13 protein-coding genes are annotated in these 19,602 nt (G+C 70.5%); 9 read left to right on the forward strand and 4 right to left on the reverse strand.

Annotation, left to right across the window (positions count from 1 at the left end):
• Positions 1-118: 118 nt before the first annotated feature.
• Positions 119-433, forward strand: coding sequence for a hypothetical protein (locus CRP55_RS45090; RefSeq protein ID WP_097328245.1), 315 nt, complete (start codon positions 119-121; stop codon positions 431-433).
• 54 nt (positions 434-487) lie between these two features.
• On the opposite strand, the gene CRP55_RS45095 is transcribed toward CRP55_RS45090, so the two are convergent.
• Positions 488-904 carry a hypothetical protein gene (locus CRP55_RS45095; RefSeq protein ID WP_097328246.1) on the reverse strand — a complete coding sequence of 139 codons (417 nt, stop codon included), beginning with the start codon at positions 902-904 and terminating at the stop codon, positions 488-490.
• Positions 901-7,008: a polymorphic toxin-type HINT domain-containing protein gene (locus CRP55_RS45100; RefSeq protein ID WP_245923761.1), complete on the reverse strand. Its 6,108-nt coding sequence runs from the start codon at positions 7,006-7,008 to the stop codon at positions 901-903. The genes CRP55_RS45095 and CRP55_RS45100 overlap by 4 nt, the downstream gene beginning before the upstream one ends.
• Before the next feature lie 147 nt (positions 7,009-7,155).
• Here CRP55_RS45100 and CRP55_RS45105 point away from each other — a divergent pair, with 147 nt between their 5' ends.
• The 3 genes from CRP55_RS45105 (at position 7,156) to CRP55_RS55905 (ending at position 12,402) form a co-directional block, all read left to right on the forward strand.
• Positions 7,156-8,844, forward strand: a complete 1,689-nt coding sequence (locus CRP55_RS45105) for an ABC transporter ATP-binding protein (RefSeq protein ID WP_245923762.1) — start codon at positions 7,156-7,158, stop codon at positions 8,842-8,844.
• Between the two features lie 8 nt (positions 8,845-8,852).
• Positions 8,853-10,562, forward strand: coding sequence for an ABC transporter ATP-binding protein (locus tag CRP55_RS45110; RefSeq protein ID WP_245923763.1), 1,710 nt, complete (start codon positions 8,853-8,855; stop codon positions 10,560-10,562).
• 88 nt (positions 10,563-10,650) lie between these two features.
• Positions 10,651-12,402, forward strand: coding sequence for a S1C family serine protease (locus CRP55_RS55905; RefSeq protein WP_281260855.1), 1,752 nt, complete (start codon positions 10,651-10,653; stop codon positions 12,400-12,402).
• 88 nt (positions 12,403-12,490) lie between these two features.
• Here CRP55_RS55905 and CRP55_RS45120 read toward each other — a convergent pair whose 3' ends face one another.
• The gene (locus tag CRP55_RS45120) at positions 12,491-13,621 is read right to left on the reverse strand and encodes a glutamate--cysteine ligase (RefSeq protein WP_097328263.1); all 1,131 of its coding nucleotides are present in this window, start codon (positions 13,619-13,621) and stop codon (positions 12,491-12,493) included.
• A 59-nt stretch (positions 13,622-13,680) separates the two neighbouring features.
• Between CRP55_RS45120 and CRP55_RS45125 the strand changes: the two genes are divergently transcribed.
• Both CRP55_RS45125 and CRP55_RS45130 read left to right on the forward strand, forming a co-directional pair.
• Positions 13,681-15,477: a hypothetical protein gene (locus tag CRP55_RS45125; RefSeq protein ID WP_097328249.1), complete on the forward strand. Its 1,797-nt coding sequence runs from the start codon at positions 13,681-13,683 to the stop codon at positions 15,475-15,477.
• A gap of 129 nt (positions 15,478-15,606) precedes the next feature.
• Positions 15,607-17,139, forward strand: coding sequence for a lysyl oxidase family protein (locus tag CRP55_RS45130; RefSeq protein WP_097328250.1), 1,533 nt, complete (start codon positions 15,607-15,609; stop codon positions 17,137-17,139).
• On the opposite strand, the gene CRP55_RS45135 is transcribed toward CRP55_RS45130, so the two are convergent.
• Positions 17,129-18,136: a hypothetical protein gene (locus CRP55_RS45135; protein ID WP_097328251.1), complete on the reverse strand. Its 1,008-nt coding sequence runs from the start codon at positions 18,134-18,136 to the stop codon at positions 17,129-17,131. The two genes, CRP55_RS45130 and CRP55_RS45135, sit on opposite strands and share 11 nt — an antisense overlap.
• 85 nt (positions 18,137-18,221) lie before the next feature.
• On the opposite strand from CRP55_RS45135, the gene CRP55_RS55360 reads away from it, so the two are divergent.
• From CRP55_RS55360 to CRP55_RS45145, 3 genes are read left to right on the forward strand one after another with little or no spacing between them, the layout of a single operon-like run.
• Positions 18,222-18,743 carry a hypothetical protein gene (locus CRP55_RS55360; RefSeq protein ID WP_342751617.1) on the forward strand — a complete coding sequence of 174 codons (522 nt, stop codon included), beginning with the start codon at positions 18,222-18,224 and terminating at the stop codon, positions 18,741-18,743.
• Entirely contained in the window at positions 18,638-19,033 is a 396-nt protein-coding gene (locus tag CRP55_RS55365) for a GDSL-type esterase/lipase family protein (RefSeq protein WP_342751618.1), read from the forward strand. Before CRP55_RS55360 ends, CRP55_RS55365 begins: the two co-directional genes overlap by 106 nt.
• Before the next feature lie 13 nt (positions 19,034-19,046).
• Positions 19,047-19,316 carry an SGNH/GDSL hydrolase family protein gene (locus CRP55_RS45145; protein WP_179855621.1) on the forward strand — a complete coding sequence of 90 codons (270 nt, stop codon included), beginning with the start codon at positions 19,047-19,049 and terminating at the stop codon, positions 19,314-19,316.
• Positions 19,317-19,602: the final 286 nt, after the last annotated feature.

Below are 19,602 nucleotides of genomic sequence, written 5' to 3' on the forward strand. Positions count from 1 at the left end.
GAGGAGATGATGGCGACCGCGGAGACGGAGTTGCTGAGAGACGCTCGACGACTTCGCTTGGACGCCGGCGACCATCGAAAGCTGACAGACCTGGAACTCCTGGCACGACTGCAACACCATGGCGCCGCCGCCCATAGACGACCGAATCCTCATCCAGCAGGGGTCGTTCATCTTCAGCGCAGTGCCGGGACCCGATGCCGCGGCGGACCGATCTCAGACGTCGCTGGCCCTCGAGATAACGCGTCACCAGGTCAGCCGGCTCTTCGTCGACACGCCGGGACGAGGGCGCTACGCCAAGAGCCCGGTCATCATTTTCAAGATTCCGTCGCGCGTGAAGCCCGAGTTGCGCAATTTCCTGGCCGGCCGACTCGGCTACACCATGGAACTGATGTTTCCCGACCTGGCGGGATTCGCCCGGGCTCGCAGAGCCTGATCAGCCGAGCAGAGCGGCCCAGCCGAAGCTGGGCCGCTCTGCTGTCGGTTTCCTCTAGAACGGTGGGGCGTCGGAGCCCGGTGTCAGCGGGATCCGTTCGCGGTTACCGTTTCGCTTCTCCGCGGGCCAGCGGTCGTCGATGATCTCTGCCGCCTTTCTGCAGTCTGGGCAGGTGTTCTGCCGGGTGGGGATCCACGGGTACTCCGAGGCGGTGATGGCGTCGCTGTAGCGACCGCACAGTGTCGCGCCGAAGTAGCCGGCGGCGTGGGACTCGTCCGGTGGCAGGTCGTCCCCCTCCGCCTCCTCCCAGCGGGTGGTGGCCGGCTCGTACTGCGGCCGGGTCACGTCGCCGGAGCGGGCCCACACCGTGGAGCGTGCGTAGCACCAGGTGCACGCCCACTCCTGGTCCGGGTCGGGGGACGGCAGTTGCCGCATCTCGTGCCCGCACACGTCACAGCGCAAGTCGATCACGTTCCGTCCCAGAAGTTCATGTTCACCATTGTTCGCCATTTCGTCCGGCCCGGCCCGGCTATGCCCTGGCCGATCGTCGTTCCCCGCATGCCCGGTATGCCGTCCAGCACGCCGAAGCAGCGGGTGCAGATGCGCCCACTCGACGCTATGCCCAGCAGGTCGTAATTGTCGCCCAGGGCGGCCGCGATCGTCTCCTCGGCGTCGCCCTTGCCGAACTTGTACACGGCGCCGTTCAGGTTGTTCTTGATCTCGGCCGGCAGGTCTTCGAGGTGGGTGGCCACCCATTCCTCGTACCGGCTCTCGGCCCGGTTCCAGACCTTGGCCACCGCGACCGTCGCCTTGTCCTTCGGGTAGGACCCGTACAGGTCCCGGGATCGCTGGTGCAGGTTGCTGATGTCGCTCGACGAGACCGACGGGCAGGTGTTGTTGTGTACCAGGACCGAGGTGGTCCCGGCGCCCACGTAATAGGTGTGGAGACCGTCGACCGTCAGGTCGTACGTGCGTTCACCGTCGGCGTAGGACCGGACCACCGAGAGCTGGACGTACGTGCCGGCCGACGTCCGCAGCCATTCGCCCTGGCGCAGTTCACCGGCCTCGACCCATTCCCCTCGGGTCTGCGACCAGAACGGGTGGGTGTCGGTGGTGGTGATGGTGTCGGACGAGCCGTCGGCGCCGGTGACCGTGACGTCGACGAACTTCTTGTCATTGTCCGTACGGATGGCGTGCGTGACCTGCCGTGGCCCGGACTCACCGGTCTCGGGGTCGGTCGCCTGGACGGTGTCGCCCGGCTCGACCTCTTCGATCGGCTTGCTGGTGCCGTCGGCCAGGAGCACCGTGGTGCCGGCGACGAAGCTGTGCGAGATGGGGCAGGCCCCGCCGTCGCCGGCCGCCTTCTTCGTCTTGGCCTTCGCCTTGGCGGCCAGGGCTTTCGCCTTGGCCTGGGCTTCGGCCGCGGCTTTCTTCGCCGCCGCTTCCGCCGCCTGCTTGGCCTTGGCCGCCTTCTCCGCGGCCGCCTTGGCCGCGGCGGCGGCCGCCTCCTTGGCCGCCTTGGCCGCGTCTTCGGCGCCCTTCAGGATCGCCCGGGCCCACTTCAGCTCGGAGAAGAAGGTGACCACGGCCTTGCCGGCCCGGTAGATCGCCTCGGCGATCTTCTTGGCCTTGAAGATCTTGCCCCAGGGCAGGGCTCCGATGATCATCGAGGCGCAGGCGACCAGGTCGCCCTTGAGGCAGTTGATGATGTCGTTGATCCCGAGGAACTCCATCAGGATCTGGCCGCCGGCCTCCAGGATCACGTCGAGCGTGCTCTTGGACTGCAGCTGGTTGGCCTTGGCCACGTCCTCGGGCGACGGGCCGGTGGTGGTCGCCGCGGGGGCGGTGGTGGTCGGCCCGGCGTCCGGCACGGCGCCGGTCGGGTCGGTGAACGCCACCGGGTTGTTGGAGGCGTACGTGTAGGCCGACGTGGCGCCGGTGGAGGTGGGCATCGGGTCGCGGCTGGCGAACCGGCCGGTGCCCGGGTCGTAGTTGCGGGCCCTCAGGTAGTAGTTGCCGTCACCGGACGTGGAGTCCTGGTACTGCCCGGTGTACTGCATCGGGTTCTCGAGGCTCTGCTCGGGCAGCTGCTGCGCGGCCAGGGTCGTGCCGACGCGCGGGTTGCCGAACGGGTCGTAGTCGTAGCCCTCCTCGACGGTGCCGTTGGGCGCCAGCATGTTCGCCGTGCCGCCGAGCCAGTCGTGGGTGTACGCGTGGACCCCGCTCGCCGGGTCGAGCAGCGCCAGCGGCTCGTCGTCCGGCCCGTACGTGAAGCCCCGTTTCTCGGTGACCGCGCCGCCCTGCTCGACGGTGTCGATCCCGATCTGCGGCAGCGTCCCGGCCACGTCCCACGACCAGCGCTGGGTCGAGGTCTGCGCCTTGAACGCCGAGGTGGACGCCACCCGCAGGCCGGAGGCGTCGTAGTTGAAGGTCGTGCTCTGCCCGGAGGCCAGCGTCGCCTTGGCCAGGGTGTTGTCGAGGTTGTACTCGAGCCGGTCACCGCCGGCCTTGATCTGGTTGCCGCGCTCGTCGTACTTGTACTCGGTCTCCCGCTCGTGGCCGGGACCCTCGACCTCCTCCTCGGTGAGCTGGTCGGCGTCGTCGTACTCGTACTCCGTCTCGTCGTTGCCGGCCGTGCCGCTCCGCACCTGCTTGGTCCGGTTGCCGTTGAGGTCGTACTTGTAGTCGATCCGGCCGGCCGGCTTGGCATTCTTGTCCGTGCAGGACGCGACCGCGTAGCAGGCCGACGTGATCTGGTCCGCCTCGTCGTAGGCGTAGGCGACCGACTCGGCGACACCGCCGCGGGTGGTGACCACCCGGCTCGGGTTGCCGACCGGGTCCAGGGTCAGGTCGTACTTGGAGACCGGGTCCTGTACGCCCGCGACCGGCTCGCCGGTGCGCTCGGTGCCGACCGACGTGAGCCGGCCCGCCTCGTCGTACACCCTCTTCTCGGTCAGGCCGGTCGCGGCCGGCAGCGTCGTCGTGGTCCGGCGCCCGGCCTCGTCGTAGCCGAAGCCCCAGGTGGCGCCGGCCGCGGTCAGCGACGTGATCCGGCTGGCCTTGTCGTAGCCGTAGGACACCGCGGTGCCGTCCGGGTACTGCCGGTTGGTGACGTTGCCGCGCGTGTCGTAGTCGTACGAGTAGGTCTCGTCGGCCCGGCCCGCCTCTTTACGGGTGACCGACTTGATCTGGTCCTCGTCGTCGTAGACGACCTCACGGACGCCCAGCGGGTCCCCGTACGAGGTCATCCGGTCCTTGCCGTCGTAACCCCACTTGTAGAGCGGCCCGGTGCTGCCGGTCTGGCGCTGGGTGAGACGGCCGACGATGTCGTACGTGTCGACGATCGTGCGCTTGGCCCGCTCGGCCGCGCTGAGGTCGTCCATCTCCTCGTCGTCGCCGAGGACGATGGTCTGGATCCGGTTGCTGTCCGCGTCGTACTTGGCGTACGTGCTGCGCTCTTCCGGATCGGTGCTGCGGATCAGCCGCCCGGCCTCGTCGTAGTAGACCGTGGTCGTGTTGCCCTTGGGGTCGGTGACCGAGGAGAGGGCCCCGTCCTCGCCGTACTTGTAAAGGGTCGAGTCTTCTTCCGGATCGTCGGAGTCGAACTCGGCGTTCGGCTCGGTGACGGTCCGCGTCTGGTCGTCCTCGGTGTAGGTGTAGTACGTCGTGTGCTTGTTGGCGTCGGTGCTCGACACCGTCCGGTTCAGGCCGTCGTACCTGGCCGAGGTGACGTTGTCCAGGGCATCGATGCTGCGCAGCTGGTTGCCGGCCAGGTCGTACTCGAAATGCGAGGTGAAGCGTTCCTTGTCGGCCCCGGCCAGGTTGCCGCGGGGTTCGGTGACCGAGCTCATCAGCCCGTCGTCGGTGTACTCGTAGGTGGTGACGCCACCCGTGGCCGAGATCTGCTTGATCTTGTTGCCGGCCGCGTCGTACTCCGTCTTGGTCTCGACCCCGCCCGCGTCGGTGATCCCGGTCTGCCGGCCGTTCTTGTCGTACGACATCGCGGTCGTCCGGCCGAGCGTGTCCTTCGTGCCCTTGACCTGGCCGCTGTTGGTGCGCTCGAAGGTCGAGGACTTGCCGTTCTCGTCGACCGTCTCGACGCTGCGGTCCAGGTCGTCGACCTTGTAGTCGCGGACCACGACCTGGCCGTTCGGGTACGGCCGGCGCAGCTGGACGATGTTGTCGTTGTGGTCGTAGACGTACGTGGTGGTGAAGTCGGCCTTGTTCGCCCCCGGCAGGTTGCCCCGCGGCGACGTGGTCGACTGGACCAGGCCCTTGGCGTTGTAGGCCCAGCTGGTGACCAGGTCCGCCTCGTGCTTCATGTCGACGGCGGAGGTCAGCCGGCGGCCGGCGGCGGTGTACGTGTAGAGCAGCGTCCGGCGCGGCTCGTACGTGGCCTTGATCAGGCCGTTGTCCTGGTAGGCGTACGAGGTGGTCACGCCGCCCGGGGTGACCGTCTTCTGGAGCCGGCCGACCGTGTTGTAGACGCTGACGCTCGCGTTCTTCTTGCCGGGCTGCCAGATCGCGACCGGCCGGTCGAGATCGTCGTAGACCGTGCGGGTGGTGTAGTTCTCCCGCTTCGCCCCGGCGACGGTGCCGCGCGGGTCGGTCACCGTGGTCTGCCGGCCGACCTTGTCGTAGCCGTACTCGGTGCGCCGGCCCTCGGGCGAGACCTGGGCCGCGGTGAGGCCCGCGTTGGCCTGGCCGTCCGGGATGTTCTCGGCCCGGGTGACCTTGCCGCGCTGGTCGGTGACGGTCAGCAGCAGGCCGCGGCCGTCGTAGGTGTAGGTGATCGAGTGGTTCTCGGGATCGGTGCTCTTGACCAGCTCGTCGAACTCGTTGTACTCGTCCTTCCACGTCTGCCCCTCGGCGTCGACGTGGGTGGTCGGGTTGTTGCGCGCGTCGTAGGTGATCTTCTCGGAGAACCGCTTGCCCGGCGCGAACCGCTCGACCAGGTTGCCGGCCGGGTCGTACGACGACTCGTGCTGGTTCTGGTTGCCGTTGACGACCAGGCTGCGGTTGAGCGAGCCGTCGTAGCGGTGGTTGTTGGTGTCGCCGTTGCCGCGCTGCGAGTAGAGCAGCACGTTGCCCTTGTAGCCGTCCCAGACCACCACGTTGTCGGCGTCGGTGGTCTTGGCCTCCTGCTTGGCGGCGTCCCACTCGAACGTGGTGAGCGCGCCGACCGCGTCCCGCTGGCGCACCACGCGGCCGGCGGCGTACTCGTTGGTCAGCGCGACGACCTTGTCCGGCTGGATCACCTGGGTGAGCAGCCGGTTGGCGTCGTACTTGTACTGCCAGTACTCGCCGGTCGCGTCACGGAACTTGGTCAGCAGGCCGTCGGTGTAGAAGTACTGGGTCGTGCGCCCGTCCGGCAGCGTGACCGACTGGATCAGGCCGCCGGCCAGCTTCACCGTCGCCTTGCGGGCGGACGCGTCGGTCACGGTCACCGCGGTGGCGGTGTGCGCGAACCGCAGGCCCACCTGGCGCGGGTTGAGGATCGAGGTGAGCAGGCCCTGCGCGTCGAAGGTGAACACGGTGTGGTCGCGGGTGACCAGCTCCCAGCCGGTGCCGGCCTTGCGCAGCGTCGACCGCACACCCGGCGGCCGTACGTAGCCGTCGCCGTCGGCCTTGAACAGCGTGTCCGATCCGTCCTCGGCGCGGACCAGGACGCCACCCTCGACCGGGGTGACCTTCAGGTCGTACACCCAGGCCCATCCCGGTCCGAAGGCCGAGGCCCCGGTGTTCAGCGACGAGTAGGTGCGGCTGGACAGGAACGGCGCGCCGAACGAGACCATCGAGAGGTCGCTCTCGGTGCGGCTGAAGCCACCCGTGCCGGTGTTCACGCCGATGGCCCGGGTCGCCTGGCTGGCGCCGGTCATGCCGAGCGCGACGCTGCACCCGCAGCCGGCGGCCTGCCGGTCCGGGATCGCCGGCGGGTCGATCGTGGTTCGCGGCTGGGCGTTGTCCGACTTGGCCGACGGCACCTCGCCGTCCGGGTAGAGCCCGGTGATCGTGACGAAGTAGGTCTTCGTGGCGTCCAGCTGCCAGCCCTGCTCGGCGCCGAGCGACTTGCAATAGTCGCGCAGCGTGCCGCAGCCGCTGTTGGCCAGCTGGTCCTTGCCCAGCACGGCCGACTCCTGCACGGTCTCCGACTCGGTGTCGAAGAGATCCACCCGCCAGGATCCGAAGCCCTGGTCCTTCAGGTTGAAGTAGGTGACCAGCGAGGTGTCGCCGACCACGAAGCCGGGCCGCAGCACCACGTCGGTGAAGGCCTCACCCGGCGCGGCCTGCGCGGCCCGGGCCAGGGCCTTCGCTCCGACCTTCTGGGCCTCGCCGCCGGCCTCGACCAGTGGCGGCACGACCGGAGGCCGCTGGGCCGGGTCGACGGCCGCGTCGGGCGCCGCGCCGGCCGGAAGGCCCCGCTGCTGCGGTGCCGCGCCGGCCGTGACGCCGGGCGCCGGACCCGGTTCGGCGGCCCGCGCCGGCACGTCGGCCGGCGGTGCGAGCGTCGCCACCAGCAGCACCGCACAGAAGGCGGCCAGCCGGCGCGCGGGCGCGCGTGTATAGACAAACATGATTGCTTACTCCCCCCGTAGAGTTGGCGTGGGGAGTCAAACATGTAAGTTTCTCGATGTAAGTTGATCTGTCGTTGATCTGCCACCGGCATCAGGTTTAAAGCACAGGCTAGCCTTACTTGATCTTTGAGTGAGGGAGCTCGGCGGTTGTCCAAAGAACCGATGTTCCGCCAGACGAGGCAAGGCACGGCGATCCTGCGCAGAGCCGTCGCCCGCAACGGCAAACATCTCTGGACCGGGACCGCTTTAGCCGGTTTGTACCAGTTGTGCGCGGCGCTGGTGCCGGTGCTGATCGGGGTGATCGTCGACCGGGCGGTCGGCCGCGGCGACTGGGGCGCGCTGGCCACCTGGATCGGGGTGCTCGTCCTGGTCTACCTGGTGCTGGCCCTGTCCTACCGCTTCGGCGCCCGCCACCTGCAGCGGGCCATCGCCGAGGAAGGCCACCAGCTCCGGGTCGAGGTGGCAGCCAAGATCCTGCACCCGCGCGGGCTGCGAACCGACCAGCGCTCCGGTGACCTGCTCACCGTCACCACCACCGACGCCGAGTACACGTCCTACTTCCTCGACCACATCCCGCGGATCACCAGCTCCTTCATCGCCGCCTCGGTCAGCGCGGTCACCCTGCTGGTGATCTCGCGGCCGCTCGGGCTGATCGTGCTCATCGCGACGCCGATCGTGCTGGCCACCCTCAACCTCACCGCGCCGCTGATCGCGCGCCGGGTCGCCGAGCAGCAGAACCAGGCCGGCAAGGCCACTTCACTCGCCACCGACCTGGTCACCGGACTGCGGCCGCTGCGCGGCATCGAGGGCCAGGACGCCGCCGCCGAGCGTTACCGGACGGTCAGCCGCCGGTCCCTGGCCGCCACGGTGCGCGCCTCCCGCACCCAGAACGCCTACCAGGGCGTCTCCTCGATGCTCAGCATGCTGCTGGCCGGCGGCATCGCGATCACGGCGGGCTGGTTCGCGCTGACCGGCCGGATCACCATCGGCCAGTTCATCACGGTGATCGGGTCGGCCCAGTTCCTGATCGAGCCGTTCGGGGTGCTGGCCGTCGTGCCGAGCTGGGTCGCCACGGCGCGGGCCTCGGCCGACCGGGTCGCTGCGGTCACCCAGGCCGGGCATCTTCTGGGCAAAGGCACAAAGACCTTTTCCAGTACGGCGTACGAGCTGCGCCTGGACGCCGTGTCACACGGGCCGCTCCGAGGTCTCGACCTGCACGTGCGGCCGGGCGAATTCGTCGGGGTGGTCGCGCACCGGCCCGCCGACGCGGAGGCGCTGGTGCGCCTGCTGGCCGTTCCCGAGACGTACGACGGCGAAATTCTCCTGAATGGTGAACGCCTCGAAACGGTGGACCGGGACGAGGCGCGGCGCCGGCTGCACGTCGAACCGCACCAGACGGACCTGTTCACGGGCACGCTGGCCGCCAACATCGACCTGCGCGGCGGCGATCGGCTCGACGACGCGCTGCGGGCGGCCGCGGTCGACTTCCACGAAGAAGGACTCGGCGCTCTCGTGACCGAACGCGGAACGAACCTGTCCGGCGGCCAGCGGCAGCGCCTCGCCCTGGCCCGCGCCCTGCACGCCCGGCCGCCGCTGCTGGTCCTGCACCATCCGACGACCGCGGTGGACGCGGTGACCGAGCAGAGCATCGCCGACGGCATCCGCGAGCTGAGGCGCGGGCCGTCCTACGCCACGGTCGTGATCACCAGCAGTCCGGCCCTGCTGGCCGCGGCCGACCGGGTCGTCGTCATCGGCGACGGCGCGGTCACCGCCGAGGGACGGCACGCCGACCTCAGCGAGAACGACGAGACCTACCGGCGGGCGGTACTTCGATGATCCTCCCCGTGGCCACGCCCCGCGCGACCAGGGCCTGGGTCGGCCGTGACCTGCGCGGCCGCCGTCTCGAGACGGCGCTCGCCCTGCTGACCGGAATGATCGCCGCGGCCGCCTCGATCGCCCCCGCCTACGCGCTGGGCCTGCTCGTCGACCGGATCAGCGCGGGCGGCGACACCGGCGCGATCGTACCGATCGCCGTGGTCATCGTGATCGCCGCGGCGGTCGGTGGCGCCGCGACCGGGCTGGCCGGCTTCCTGATCGGCCGGCTCGGCTCCCGCATCCTGGCCGACCTGCGGGAAAGCACCGTCGCCACCGCGCTGCGGCTGCCCCCGCTGGTGCTCGACCGGGCCGGCCGCGGCGACCTGCTGTCGCGGGTCAGCGCCGACATCGCCGCCATCGACCGGGCCGTCAAGGAGGTCCTGCCCGGCATGATCTCGGCGATCCTGCTGGCCGGGCTCACCCTGATCGCGATGGCCGGCATCGACTGGCGCCTCGGCCTGGCCGGCGCGGTCGCCGTCCCGCTCTACGTGATCGCGCTGCGCTGGTACCTGCCCCGCGCCGCACCGTCCTACGCCGAGGAGCGGGTCGCCGTCGCCGCCCGCTCGCAGCTGTTCGTCGAGGGCATGCAGGGCCTGCCCACGGTGCACGCCTACCGCCTGGAGGACCGCCAGCTCGACGGCATCACGGCCGCCTCGGGACGGGCCCGCGACATCTCGATCAACGTCTTCGGCTTCTACACCCGCTTCGTGGGCCGGATCAACCGGGCCGAGCTGGCGGGGCTGGGCGCGGTGCTGGTGGCGGGCTTCCTGCTCGTACGGGGAAATCTGGTGTCCGTCGGTGAAGTCTCGGCCGCCGCCCTGCTGTTCCATCGCCTGTTCGGCCCGGTCACGCTGCTCATGGCCACCTTCGACCGGGCCCAGGACGCGGGCGCGAGCCTGGCCCGGCTGGTCGGCGTGCTCGGCATGGACATCGAGCGCCGCACAACGGTGACGGCGCCGGCCGGGCGCGACCTCGCCCTGGACGACGTCACCTTCGCCTACGGTTCCGAGCCCGTCCTGAGCGGCGTCTCGCTGCGGGTCGGCCCGGGCGAGCGGGTCGCGCTGGTCGGCTCCACCGGCGCCGGCAAGACGACGGCGGCGTCGCTGGCCGCGGGAATCCTCAAACCTTCCCAGGGGTACGTCACGGTGGGCGGCGTCCCCGTCGCCGAGCTCCCGCCACAGACGATCGCGATCGTCAGCCAGGAGACCCACGTGTTCGCGGGGCCGCTCGCGGAGGACCTTCGCCTGGCCCGCCCCACGGCCTCGGACGACGAGGTCGCCGAGGCTCTGAAGCGGGTGGGCGCGCTCGGCTGGGCCCTTGCCCTGCCCGACGGCATCGGCACGGTGGTCGGCGACGGCGGCCACCAGCTGACAGCCTCACAGGCGCAGCAGCTGGCCCTGGCCCGCGTGGTGTTGCAGGACCCGCCGGTCGTGGTGCTGGACGAGGCGACAGCCGAGGCGGGCAGCGAAGGCGCCCGCGATCTGGAGCACGCGGCCACGGCCGCCCTGGAGGGGCGGACCGCGCTGCTGGTCGCCCACCGCCTGACCCAAGCCGCCTCGGCCGACCGGGTCATCGTCATGGAACACGGCAAAATCGTCGAGGACGGCCCGCACGCCGACCTGGTCGCCGCCGGCGGCCGATACGCCCAGCTGTGGACGGCGTGGTCGAGCCGGGCCTGACCGTCCACCCTTCCCGCAGCAGACGCACAGCGCGCCCATAGAAACCCGAACTACACCGGAGGTGAACTTCGCCCAGAGGGAGACTCCGGTGACCATTCCCGACCCGCACACGCCCGCCCCCACCCCGGCCGGCGATCACCACACACCCACACCGGCCCGACCGCTCCCACCCAGCGAGCACCCGGCCGCCCCCGGCCAGGCCGGATCCCTCCCGCCGGGCTCACACCCGACCGCGGCACCCGGCCAGGCGGGTTCGCTTCCGCCCGGCCAGCACCCCACTGCCGCCCTCGGCCAGACCGGTTCGCTTCCGCCCGGCCAGCACCCCACTGCCGCCCTCGGCCAGACCGGTTCGCTTCCGCCCGGCCAGCACCTCACCGCGCCCCTCGGCCAGGGCGCATGGCCTCCGTACGGTTCACAGCCCACCACCGCGGCGCATCAAGCCCCCGGTGAGCCCGCGACGGGCCAGGGCGGGTGGCTGCCGCCGACCGCGGCGTGGCAGCAGTATCAGCCCTACCAGCCCTATCCTCACCCGGCGCAGCCGCGGCGCCGGCCGAACCGTCTGGCGATGGCCATCGGCGGTGGCGTCGCCGCGCTCGTCGTCGCTGCCGGCGGCGGGTTCGCGGCGGGCTGGTCGCTTCACCCGGACAATTCGTCCTCATCGGCGCAAAACAGCGCGTCTCCCGTTCTTCCGTTCGTGCCCGGAACCGGCTCACAGTCCGGCGACGGCTCGGGATCCAGCGACGGTTCGGGGTCCAGCAACGGCTCGGGGTCCAGCGGCGGCTTCGGCCCGGGTTCAGGGTCCGGCCTGGGATCGGGGTCCGGCTTCGGGTCCGGGTCCGGCTTCGGAGCGGGATCCGGGTCGGCCGGGTCCAGTACGGCGGCCGGTGGGGCCACCGCCAGTCAGGTCGCCGCGGTCGCCGCCAAGGTCGACCCGGCGCTGGTGGACATCACCACGGTGCTCGGGGCGCAGAACGCCGAGGCCGCCGGCACCGGGATCGTCCTCACCTCCGACGGCGTGATCCTCACCAACAACCACGTCGTCGCCGGCGCCACCAGCATCACGGTCACCGACATCGGCAACGGGCAGAGCTACCGGGCCGCCGTCGTCGGCTACGACCGTGGCGCCGACATCGCGGTGATCAAGCTTTCCGGCGCGTCCGGCCTGGCCACCGCCACCCTGGCCACGTCCACCACCGTGAAGACCGGTGACCCGGTCGTGGCGATCGGCAACGCCGGCGGCACCGGCGGCACTCCGAGCGCGGTCGGCGGCGCCGTCACCGCCCTCAACCAGTCGATCACCGCCTCGGACGAGTCGAGCGGTTCGTCGGAGCGTCTCACCGGCCTGATCCAGGTGAACGCCGACATCGAGGCCGGCGACTCCGGCGGCCCGCTGCTGACCACCTCGGGCCAGGTGATCGGCGTCGACACCGCCGCCTCGGCCGGCTTCAGCTACCAGTCCGCGGGCAACGCCGGCTACGCCATCCCCATCGCCACCGCGGTGAAGCTGGCCGGCCAGATCCGCGCCGGCCAGTCCTCGTCCGCCGTCCACGTCGGCGCCACCGCCTACCTGGGCATCGAGACCACCGACAGCACCGGCTACGCCTCCGCCACCGGCCCCGCCGTCCTCGGCGTCGTCTCCGGCTCCCCCGCCGCCTCGGCCGGCCTCACTCGCGGCGACGTGATCACCGCGGTGGCCGGCACCAAGGTCGCCTCGGCCACCGCCCTGACCACCCTCCTCGACCGCTACCACCCCGACGACAAGGTCAAGGTCGCCTGGACCGACGTCTCGGGCCAGTCCCACACCGCCACCGTCACCCTGGCCACCGGCCCAGTCGGCTGACCAGGCCACCCGCTCCCCTGACGGCCTCAGCCGGCCACGTGAATGACAACCCGGCTGAGGCCGTCCTCATGAGCGCCTCCACGATCGCTCAGGAAAGGCTTTCGCGGAGCTCCCGGACCAGGGAGGAGACGACCGCCTTGAGGCTGCCGTCGTTGGCCTCGGCCACGCGGAGCTGGCGCTGATAGCTGGCGCCGCCGGCGACGATGTCGCGCAGGCGGGCCAGCTCGTCCGTGCAGCCGAGCGACTCCGCGACCGGCGCCAGGGCGGGCAGCAGCTCCTCCAGGTCCTTGGTGACCAGCAGCTCGTCGCCGGCCCTGTTCTGGATGATGATCGCCTCCATCCCGTACCGTGCCGCCCGCCATTTGTTCTCGTGAACGAACCACGGCTGGAGCCTCGGCACCTCGCGGCCGGCGTCGAGCTCGGCCGAGAAGTGCTCGACCAGGCACTGCGTCAAGGCCGCGATGGCGGCGATCTCCCAGGCGGTGGAGATGCCGTCGAAGGTGCGGACCTCGATCGTGCCCCACTTGGGCGAGGGGCGGATGTCCCAGCGCAGCTCGTTCAGCTCCTCGATGACGCCCGTGTGCGTCAGGTCGGCCACCAGGTCCTCGTACTGCCGCCAATCGCTCAGTTGCGGCGGCAGCCCGGCCGTCGGCAGTTGCTGGAACATCAGCGCCCGGTTGGACGCGTATCCGGTCCGCTCACCCGCCCAGAACGGGCTCGACGCGCTCAGCGCCTGGAAGTGCGGCAGATAGGTGAGCAGGCCGTCGATGACGGGCAGCACCTTGCGGCGGTCCTCGACCGCGACGTGCACGTGAACACCCCAGATCATCATCTGCCGGCCCCACCACCGGGTACGGTCGATGAGGGTGTCGTAGCGGGGCTTACCGGGCGTGACCTGCTGCTGGAACCATTGGCTGAACGGGTGGGTGCCCGACGAGACGAGGTCGACGCCCATCGGCTCGGCCAGGTCGCCGACCCGCTCGGCCAGCCGGGTCAGGTCGTCCACGGCGTCGCGCGCTCGACGGTGAGGTGCGCTGACGATCTCGACGGTGTTGGTGAGCAGCTCGCTTGTGACGTGCGGAAAGCCGTCCGCCATGCCGATCTCGGCCAGGATCTCGGGCGCGGCCGGGGCGAGCTCCCCGCTGCGCCGGTCCACACAGGCGATCTCCCACTCGATCCCTAGACGCGATCTGTCCGACCGGGCGAAGTCGATTCCCATGCCCATACTGTACGTAGTCGAGGTTGCTCAGAGCGTCACGGCAGCGTAGACATCGGTCTATGCCCAGCCGCCTCTTGCTTCTGGCCGCTACGTCGATAGTCGCCCTGGTGCCGTCCGCTGCCGTCGCCGCCCCGCCCGCGACCGGCCTGCTCCCCTTCCCCAGCGACCGGTTCACGGTGGCCGACCGGAGCAGCCCCACCGGGCGCCGCGTGCACTTCGCGGCGGACGCGCTGCCGGCGAACGTGGCCGGCAAGTACATCGACCCCACCGAGTGGAACCGGCAGGACGGCTTCAGCCCCGGCACGCCGATCCTGGCCGAGGTGCCCGGCCTCGACCCGGCGGCCACCGGCATCGCGCCGGTCACCGACATCGGGCGCTCGCTGGCCCCGAACGCGCCGATCCTGCTGATCGACACCCGGACCGGGCGGCGCACGCCGTACTGGGCCGAGCTCGACGCGCATGCGACCGAACGGCCGCTTCTGATCATCCGGCCGGCGGTGGCTCTGCGCGAAGGCGCGCGCTACCGGGTCGTCCTGCGAAATCTGCGGGACAGCGCGAGGAAGCCGGTCCGCGCGCCCCGCCCGTGGGAGTTCACCGTGGCCAGCACGGCCGGCCTGACCGGCCGGGTGCTGCACATGCGCGACCAGGCGTTCGCCGCCCTCGGCGGCCGCGCCCCGGCGTTCACGGTCACCCAGGTCACCGACTACACGCCCGAGCAGGACGCGCGTATCGCCCGCCAGGTGCGCGGCACGGTCGCGGTGCCGAAATACCTGACCGGCGACGGCGGCCCGGGTTCGCGGCTGCTCACCGAACCGTCCGGCGACCTGGCGGCCGACTTCGTCTGCAATCTCCCGCGCAGCGCCACCGCGGCCACACCGGCCCATCTGTCGCTCTACGGGCACGGGCTGCTCGGCGCCCCGACCGAGATCAACGCGGGCAACGTCAAACAGATGTCGCAGACGTACGACTTCATGTTCTGCGCGTCGAGCTGGATCGGCATGGCCTCCGGCGACATCCCGTACGTCGTACAGACCTGGAGTGACCTCAGCACCTTCCCCGCCGTGCCCGACCGCCTCCAGCAGAGTTTCCTCAATTTCCTCTTCCTGGGCCGGGCCATGCTGGCGCCGGGCGGCTTCGCCTCGCACCCCGCCTTCCGGGACGCGCAAGGGCGCAGCCTGCTCAACCGCGCCACCGGCCTGCACTACGACGGCAACAGCCAGGGCGGCATCAACGGCGGCGCCCTGACCGCGATCGCGCAGGACTGGACCCGGTCGGTCCTCGGCGTGCCCGCCATGAACTACAGCACCCTGTTGCAGCGCAGCGTCGACTTCGCCCCGTTCCAGCAGCTGCTGGACCAGTCCTACCCGGACAAGCACGACCAGCAGCTCGTCTTCGCGCTGATCCAGATGTTGTGGGACCGGGCCGAGGCGAACGGCTATGCCCAGCACATGACCGGCCACCCCTTACCCCGTACGCCCGCTCATCAGGTCTTGATGCACGTGGCCTTCGGTGACCATCAGGTCTCGCCGGCCGCGGCCCAGGTCGAGGCCCGCACCATCGGCGCCCGGATCCACCGGCCGGCGCTGGCTCCCGGCTGGTCCGACGAGGTCACCCCGTTCTGGGGCATCAGGCCGATCCCGTCCGGCCCGTACCGCGGCTCGGCCATCGTCGTCTGGAACAGCGGTCAGGCGTACGCGCCGCCGCCCACCAACCTCGCACCCAGCGGCCCGCAGTACGGCGCCGATCCGCACGAGTTCCCCCGGGCGCAGGAGAGCGCCCAACTTCAGAAGGCCACGTTCCTGCTGACCGGCAAGATCATCGATGTATGCCACAGCGGACCCTGCCCGCGCATCTGACTTTCGGCCGAGGCGGCGCTTCGGCCGAAAGACACAATTCGAGTGAACCTCACAGGATCCTCACAGGTGTCCTTTTTGGATGTTCGGGAGCGGTTGCCGCATCGGCGGCCGCCCGACCGGAAGGACCTCATGAGGCGATCACACATCATCAGGTACGGGGCGGTGGCGGCGACGCTCGCGCTGACCGCCACCGGCGTGGGCGTGGCCCAGGCCGCGGCCGCACCGCCCCCGCTGTCGTTCGTCGCCGCCACCGGGCAGGTGACCGCCGAGCGGTACAACTACGACGGCGAGATCTACTTCTCGTTCGACCTGGGCCTGCACGTCATCGCGGGCAAGGACCCGCTGGAGATCTGGGCCAAGCGCACCGGTTACGACAAGCCGATCGTGGCCGAGCGGACCGTGGTCCAGAACGGCAAGAAGAAGAAGGTGGCGCTGCCGGCCGGCATGGTCACCGACTTCAACGGCCTCAAGGACTTCACCACGATCACCATCAAGGACGAGGCCGGCGCCCTGGTGACCGAGTACAAGACGCCGTTCTGCGGCAACAGCTGGGGATCGGCGCGGACCCGTCCCGACGCTCCGGCCACCAACCCGTACCCGACCAGCTGTGGCGGCTACAACCCGTTCACGCTGGGCGCGGTCTGGGGCGTGCAGGCCGGATGGGACGCCGCCGTCCTCGACCAGCCGCAGACCGAGGCGTTCGACCTGCCGGTCGGCAAGTACACGGCCACGGCCACGGTGAACCCGGTCTACCGTTCCCTGCTCGGCATTCCCTCCGACCAGGCCACGGCCAAGGTCGAGGTCACGGTGGTGGACGCCGAGATCGACAAGGGCGGCCTGGCCCAGCTGAAGGCGTCCGAGGCGCCCCAGGCGAAGGCCGAGGAGGACGAGCACGCCGCGGCCGGGCCCCAGGTCTCCACGTACGTGCCGGAGCTGCGCGCGCCGGCCAAGCGGCCCACCCCGCTGAAGGCCACGCCCGCCGCGGGTCCGCGGCCCGACCTGCGCTCGCTGCCGGCGTGGGAGATCGCGCTGTCCGAGGAGGACGGCAAGGACTACGTCAACTTCGGCGCGACCGTGTGGAACGCCGGCACGTCACCGCTGCTGGTCGACGGCTTCCGCCGCACCGGCACCGAGCTGATGGACGCCTACCAGTACTTCTTCGACGCCAAGGGCAACCAGGTCGGCAGCCGCCCGGCCGGCACCATGGAGTGGGACGCGCGCGAGGGCCACAAGCACTGGCACTTCACCGACTTCGCCCAGTACAACCTGCTCGACTCCAGCCAGAAGCTCGCCGTGCGCAGCGGCAAGGAGGCGTTCTGCCTGGCCAACACCGACGCGGTCGACTTCACCATCGCGAACGCGAAGTGGCGCCCCGAGAACACCGACCTGTCCACGTCGTGCGGCGCCAACACCGTCGTCGCGGTCCGTGAGGTCCTCGACATCGGCAACGGCGACACGTACAGCCAGTACCGCCCCGGCCAGTCGTTCGAGATCACCGATCTCCCGAACGGCACCTACTACATCCAGGTGCTGGCCAACCCGGAGAAGAAGCTGGCCGAGCTCGACACCACCAACAACTCGGCCCTCCGCCAGATCATCCTCGGCGGCACCCCGGGCAACCGCACCCTGACCGTTCCCCCGGTCCACGGCATCACCGGCTGACAACCCGCGTCTGCCGGGCGCTGTCCAGCTCCCAGATGCCCAGTCGGGCGAGCATCGCGAGGGCCCGGCGCTCCACCGGAGCCGCCGGGTCCTCCCGCACGTCGACGAGATCAGGGCGTGCGTCCTGCAGTGCGGCGAAAGCAACTGCCGAGGACGGCGTACGCATGAGGTCCACGGCCGGCCGGCGGGCCGGATAGGTGGCGGCGATCGCGTCGAGGCCCGGCGGCGGGGCGGCGCCGACGGCCGCGGCGAGAGCGCCCAGCAGGAAGTCGGTCAACTCGCAGCGCCCGGCCGGCACCCCGGGCACCACCCGCGCCACCGCTTGCTCCCGGCCCTCCACGGCCATCTGCAGCAGGAGGTTGAGGGCGTCCGCCGCGTAGTGGTCGGCGATGTCCTCGGCCGAGGCCAGCGCGGCCAGCAGCGGCACTGCACCGGCGTCACCGGCGAGAGCTTCGATCAGCTCGTACGGATCATCCCAGCCGTCCACCGCGAGTCCGGCCACACCCGGCTCGGCCACGCCGGGCTCGGCGGCGCCCGGGGAAGCAGCGCCCGAAGCGGCGACGACGGCGAGCACCGCTCGTCGCAGCTTGCGCTCGGAACCGGTGGGGCGGCAGCGCAGCCCCGGCGGGAGCACGACCTCCGCAGCGACGGTCACCGGAAGCGCGGCCCGGATCCTCTCCGACTCCTCCTGGGTCATCTCGTGCACCCGGCCGTCCGCCGGGAAGATCCGCAACGTCATCGGCGAGGCACCCCACGCTCCGGCCGACGAGCCGCCATGGAGCCGGGCGATCGCCGCCACCGCCGCGATCTCGTCCCGCGGCTCGATCGGCGGCCCCTCCGACGGCGGGTCCGCCAGCACCGACAGCGCGTTCCACTCACCGCCCCAGGGGCGCACCGCCACGAAGCGGTGGCCGCGAGCCGCGAGCTGGGCCGCCGCCGATCGGGCCGAGGCCTCGTCGGCCACGGTCACCGTGTACGTCTGGGTGTAGGTCCGCACCGCACCACCCTCTTAGATTGATTGACATCGATGTCCTGCAGGGCCACGATGACGCTGGGAGCGCTCCCGGCGAGAGGGGACCGACATGCGGCGTCTCGGGATCATCGTTACGGCGATGCTGATGGTCATCGCCGGCTGGGCGGTTCCGGCCCAGGCGGCGATCGACTCCAACATCAGCTTCGTGGGGCGATGGAACAAGACGAACGCGTCGGCCTACGTGCCCTACTGGGCCGGGGCCTACCTGCGAATCGGCTTCACCGGAAAGACCGTGAAACTCAAGCAGCGCAACACCGTCGACCTGTGGGCAAGCATCGACGGGAAGGCGTTCACCGCCTTCAAGGGCTCCGGCACGATCAACCTCACCCCGGCGGCGCTGGCCGCCGGCAACCACACGCTGATCGTGAGCTACCGGCAGGTGGCCGGCTCGTACACCGGGGACGCGGTCTTCCAGGGTTTGATCCTCGACGCCGGGGCCACCACCTTCAAGCCACCCGCCCGCGGATGTCCAGCGGCGGCCAGGCCGGCAGCGACGCCTGGGACTTCTCCCGCTACACGCCCGACAGCGTCGTCATCAACCTGGGCACCAACGACAAGAGCCACGGGGTGAGCGGCGCCGACTTCCAGGCGAAGTACACGACTTTCCTCGCCCGGATCCGGGCCAAGTTCCCGTACGCCAAGCTCTATGCCCTGCGTACTTTCATCGGCCGTTACGCCGCGGAGACGCAGGCGGCCGTGCGGGCGCGCAACGCGGCCGGCGACGCGAACGTGGCCTACGTGGACACGACCGGCTGGCTGCCCGCCGACGGCCTCAGCGACTCGGTGCACCCCAACGACAAGGGCCACCAGGCGATCACCGACCGGCTCGCCCCGATCCTGAGCGCTTCGACTCCACGATGATCAACGCGAGCGCGTGCCCGATCGGCTGGGGCAGCCAGTTCGCCTCAACCTCACCTCCGATGCCACCGTGCGCAACAACGCGGTCGGCGGCCGCAGCATTCAGACCTGGCTGTACGAGGGGAACGTGACCGGCACCAAGAACGCGGCCGGCGAATGCGTGCTCAGCTCCACCGCCTACAGCTCACGCTGGACGGCCATGCTCGCCGGCTTCAAGGCCGGCGACCATCTGATCGTCCGGTTCGGCATCAACGACGGCACCTCGGCCTGCCCGTTACCTTTTTGATCGTCCCCAGCCGGGGGCTGCTCGGTCGCTCGGTCCGGTATGGCTTACCGCCCCTGTCGAACCAATGATCCGGGGGGTGTTGTCGCCGGGCCGGGTGGCGTCGGCGAGACCGCTGATAGGGACCCGGCCACCCGCCTGCGGGTAGGTCTCTCCGTAACGTGGCTGCCGGCAGTCCGACGCCTGATCAGCGGCCGAGCCCATGATGGACATCGTGGGAGATGAAGACGTGAGCGACGAGTACGGCGTATTCCTCGGCCTGGACGTCGGCAAGAGCGACCATCACGCG

This window comes from Paractinoplanes atraurantiacus, from assembly GCF_900215205.1.
Classification (GTDB): Bacteria; Actinomycetota; Actinomycetes; order Mycobacteriales; family Micromonosporaceae; genus Actinoplanes; species Actinoplanes atraurantiacus.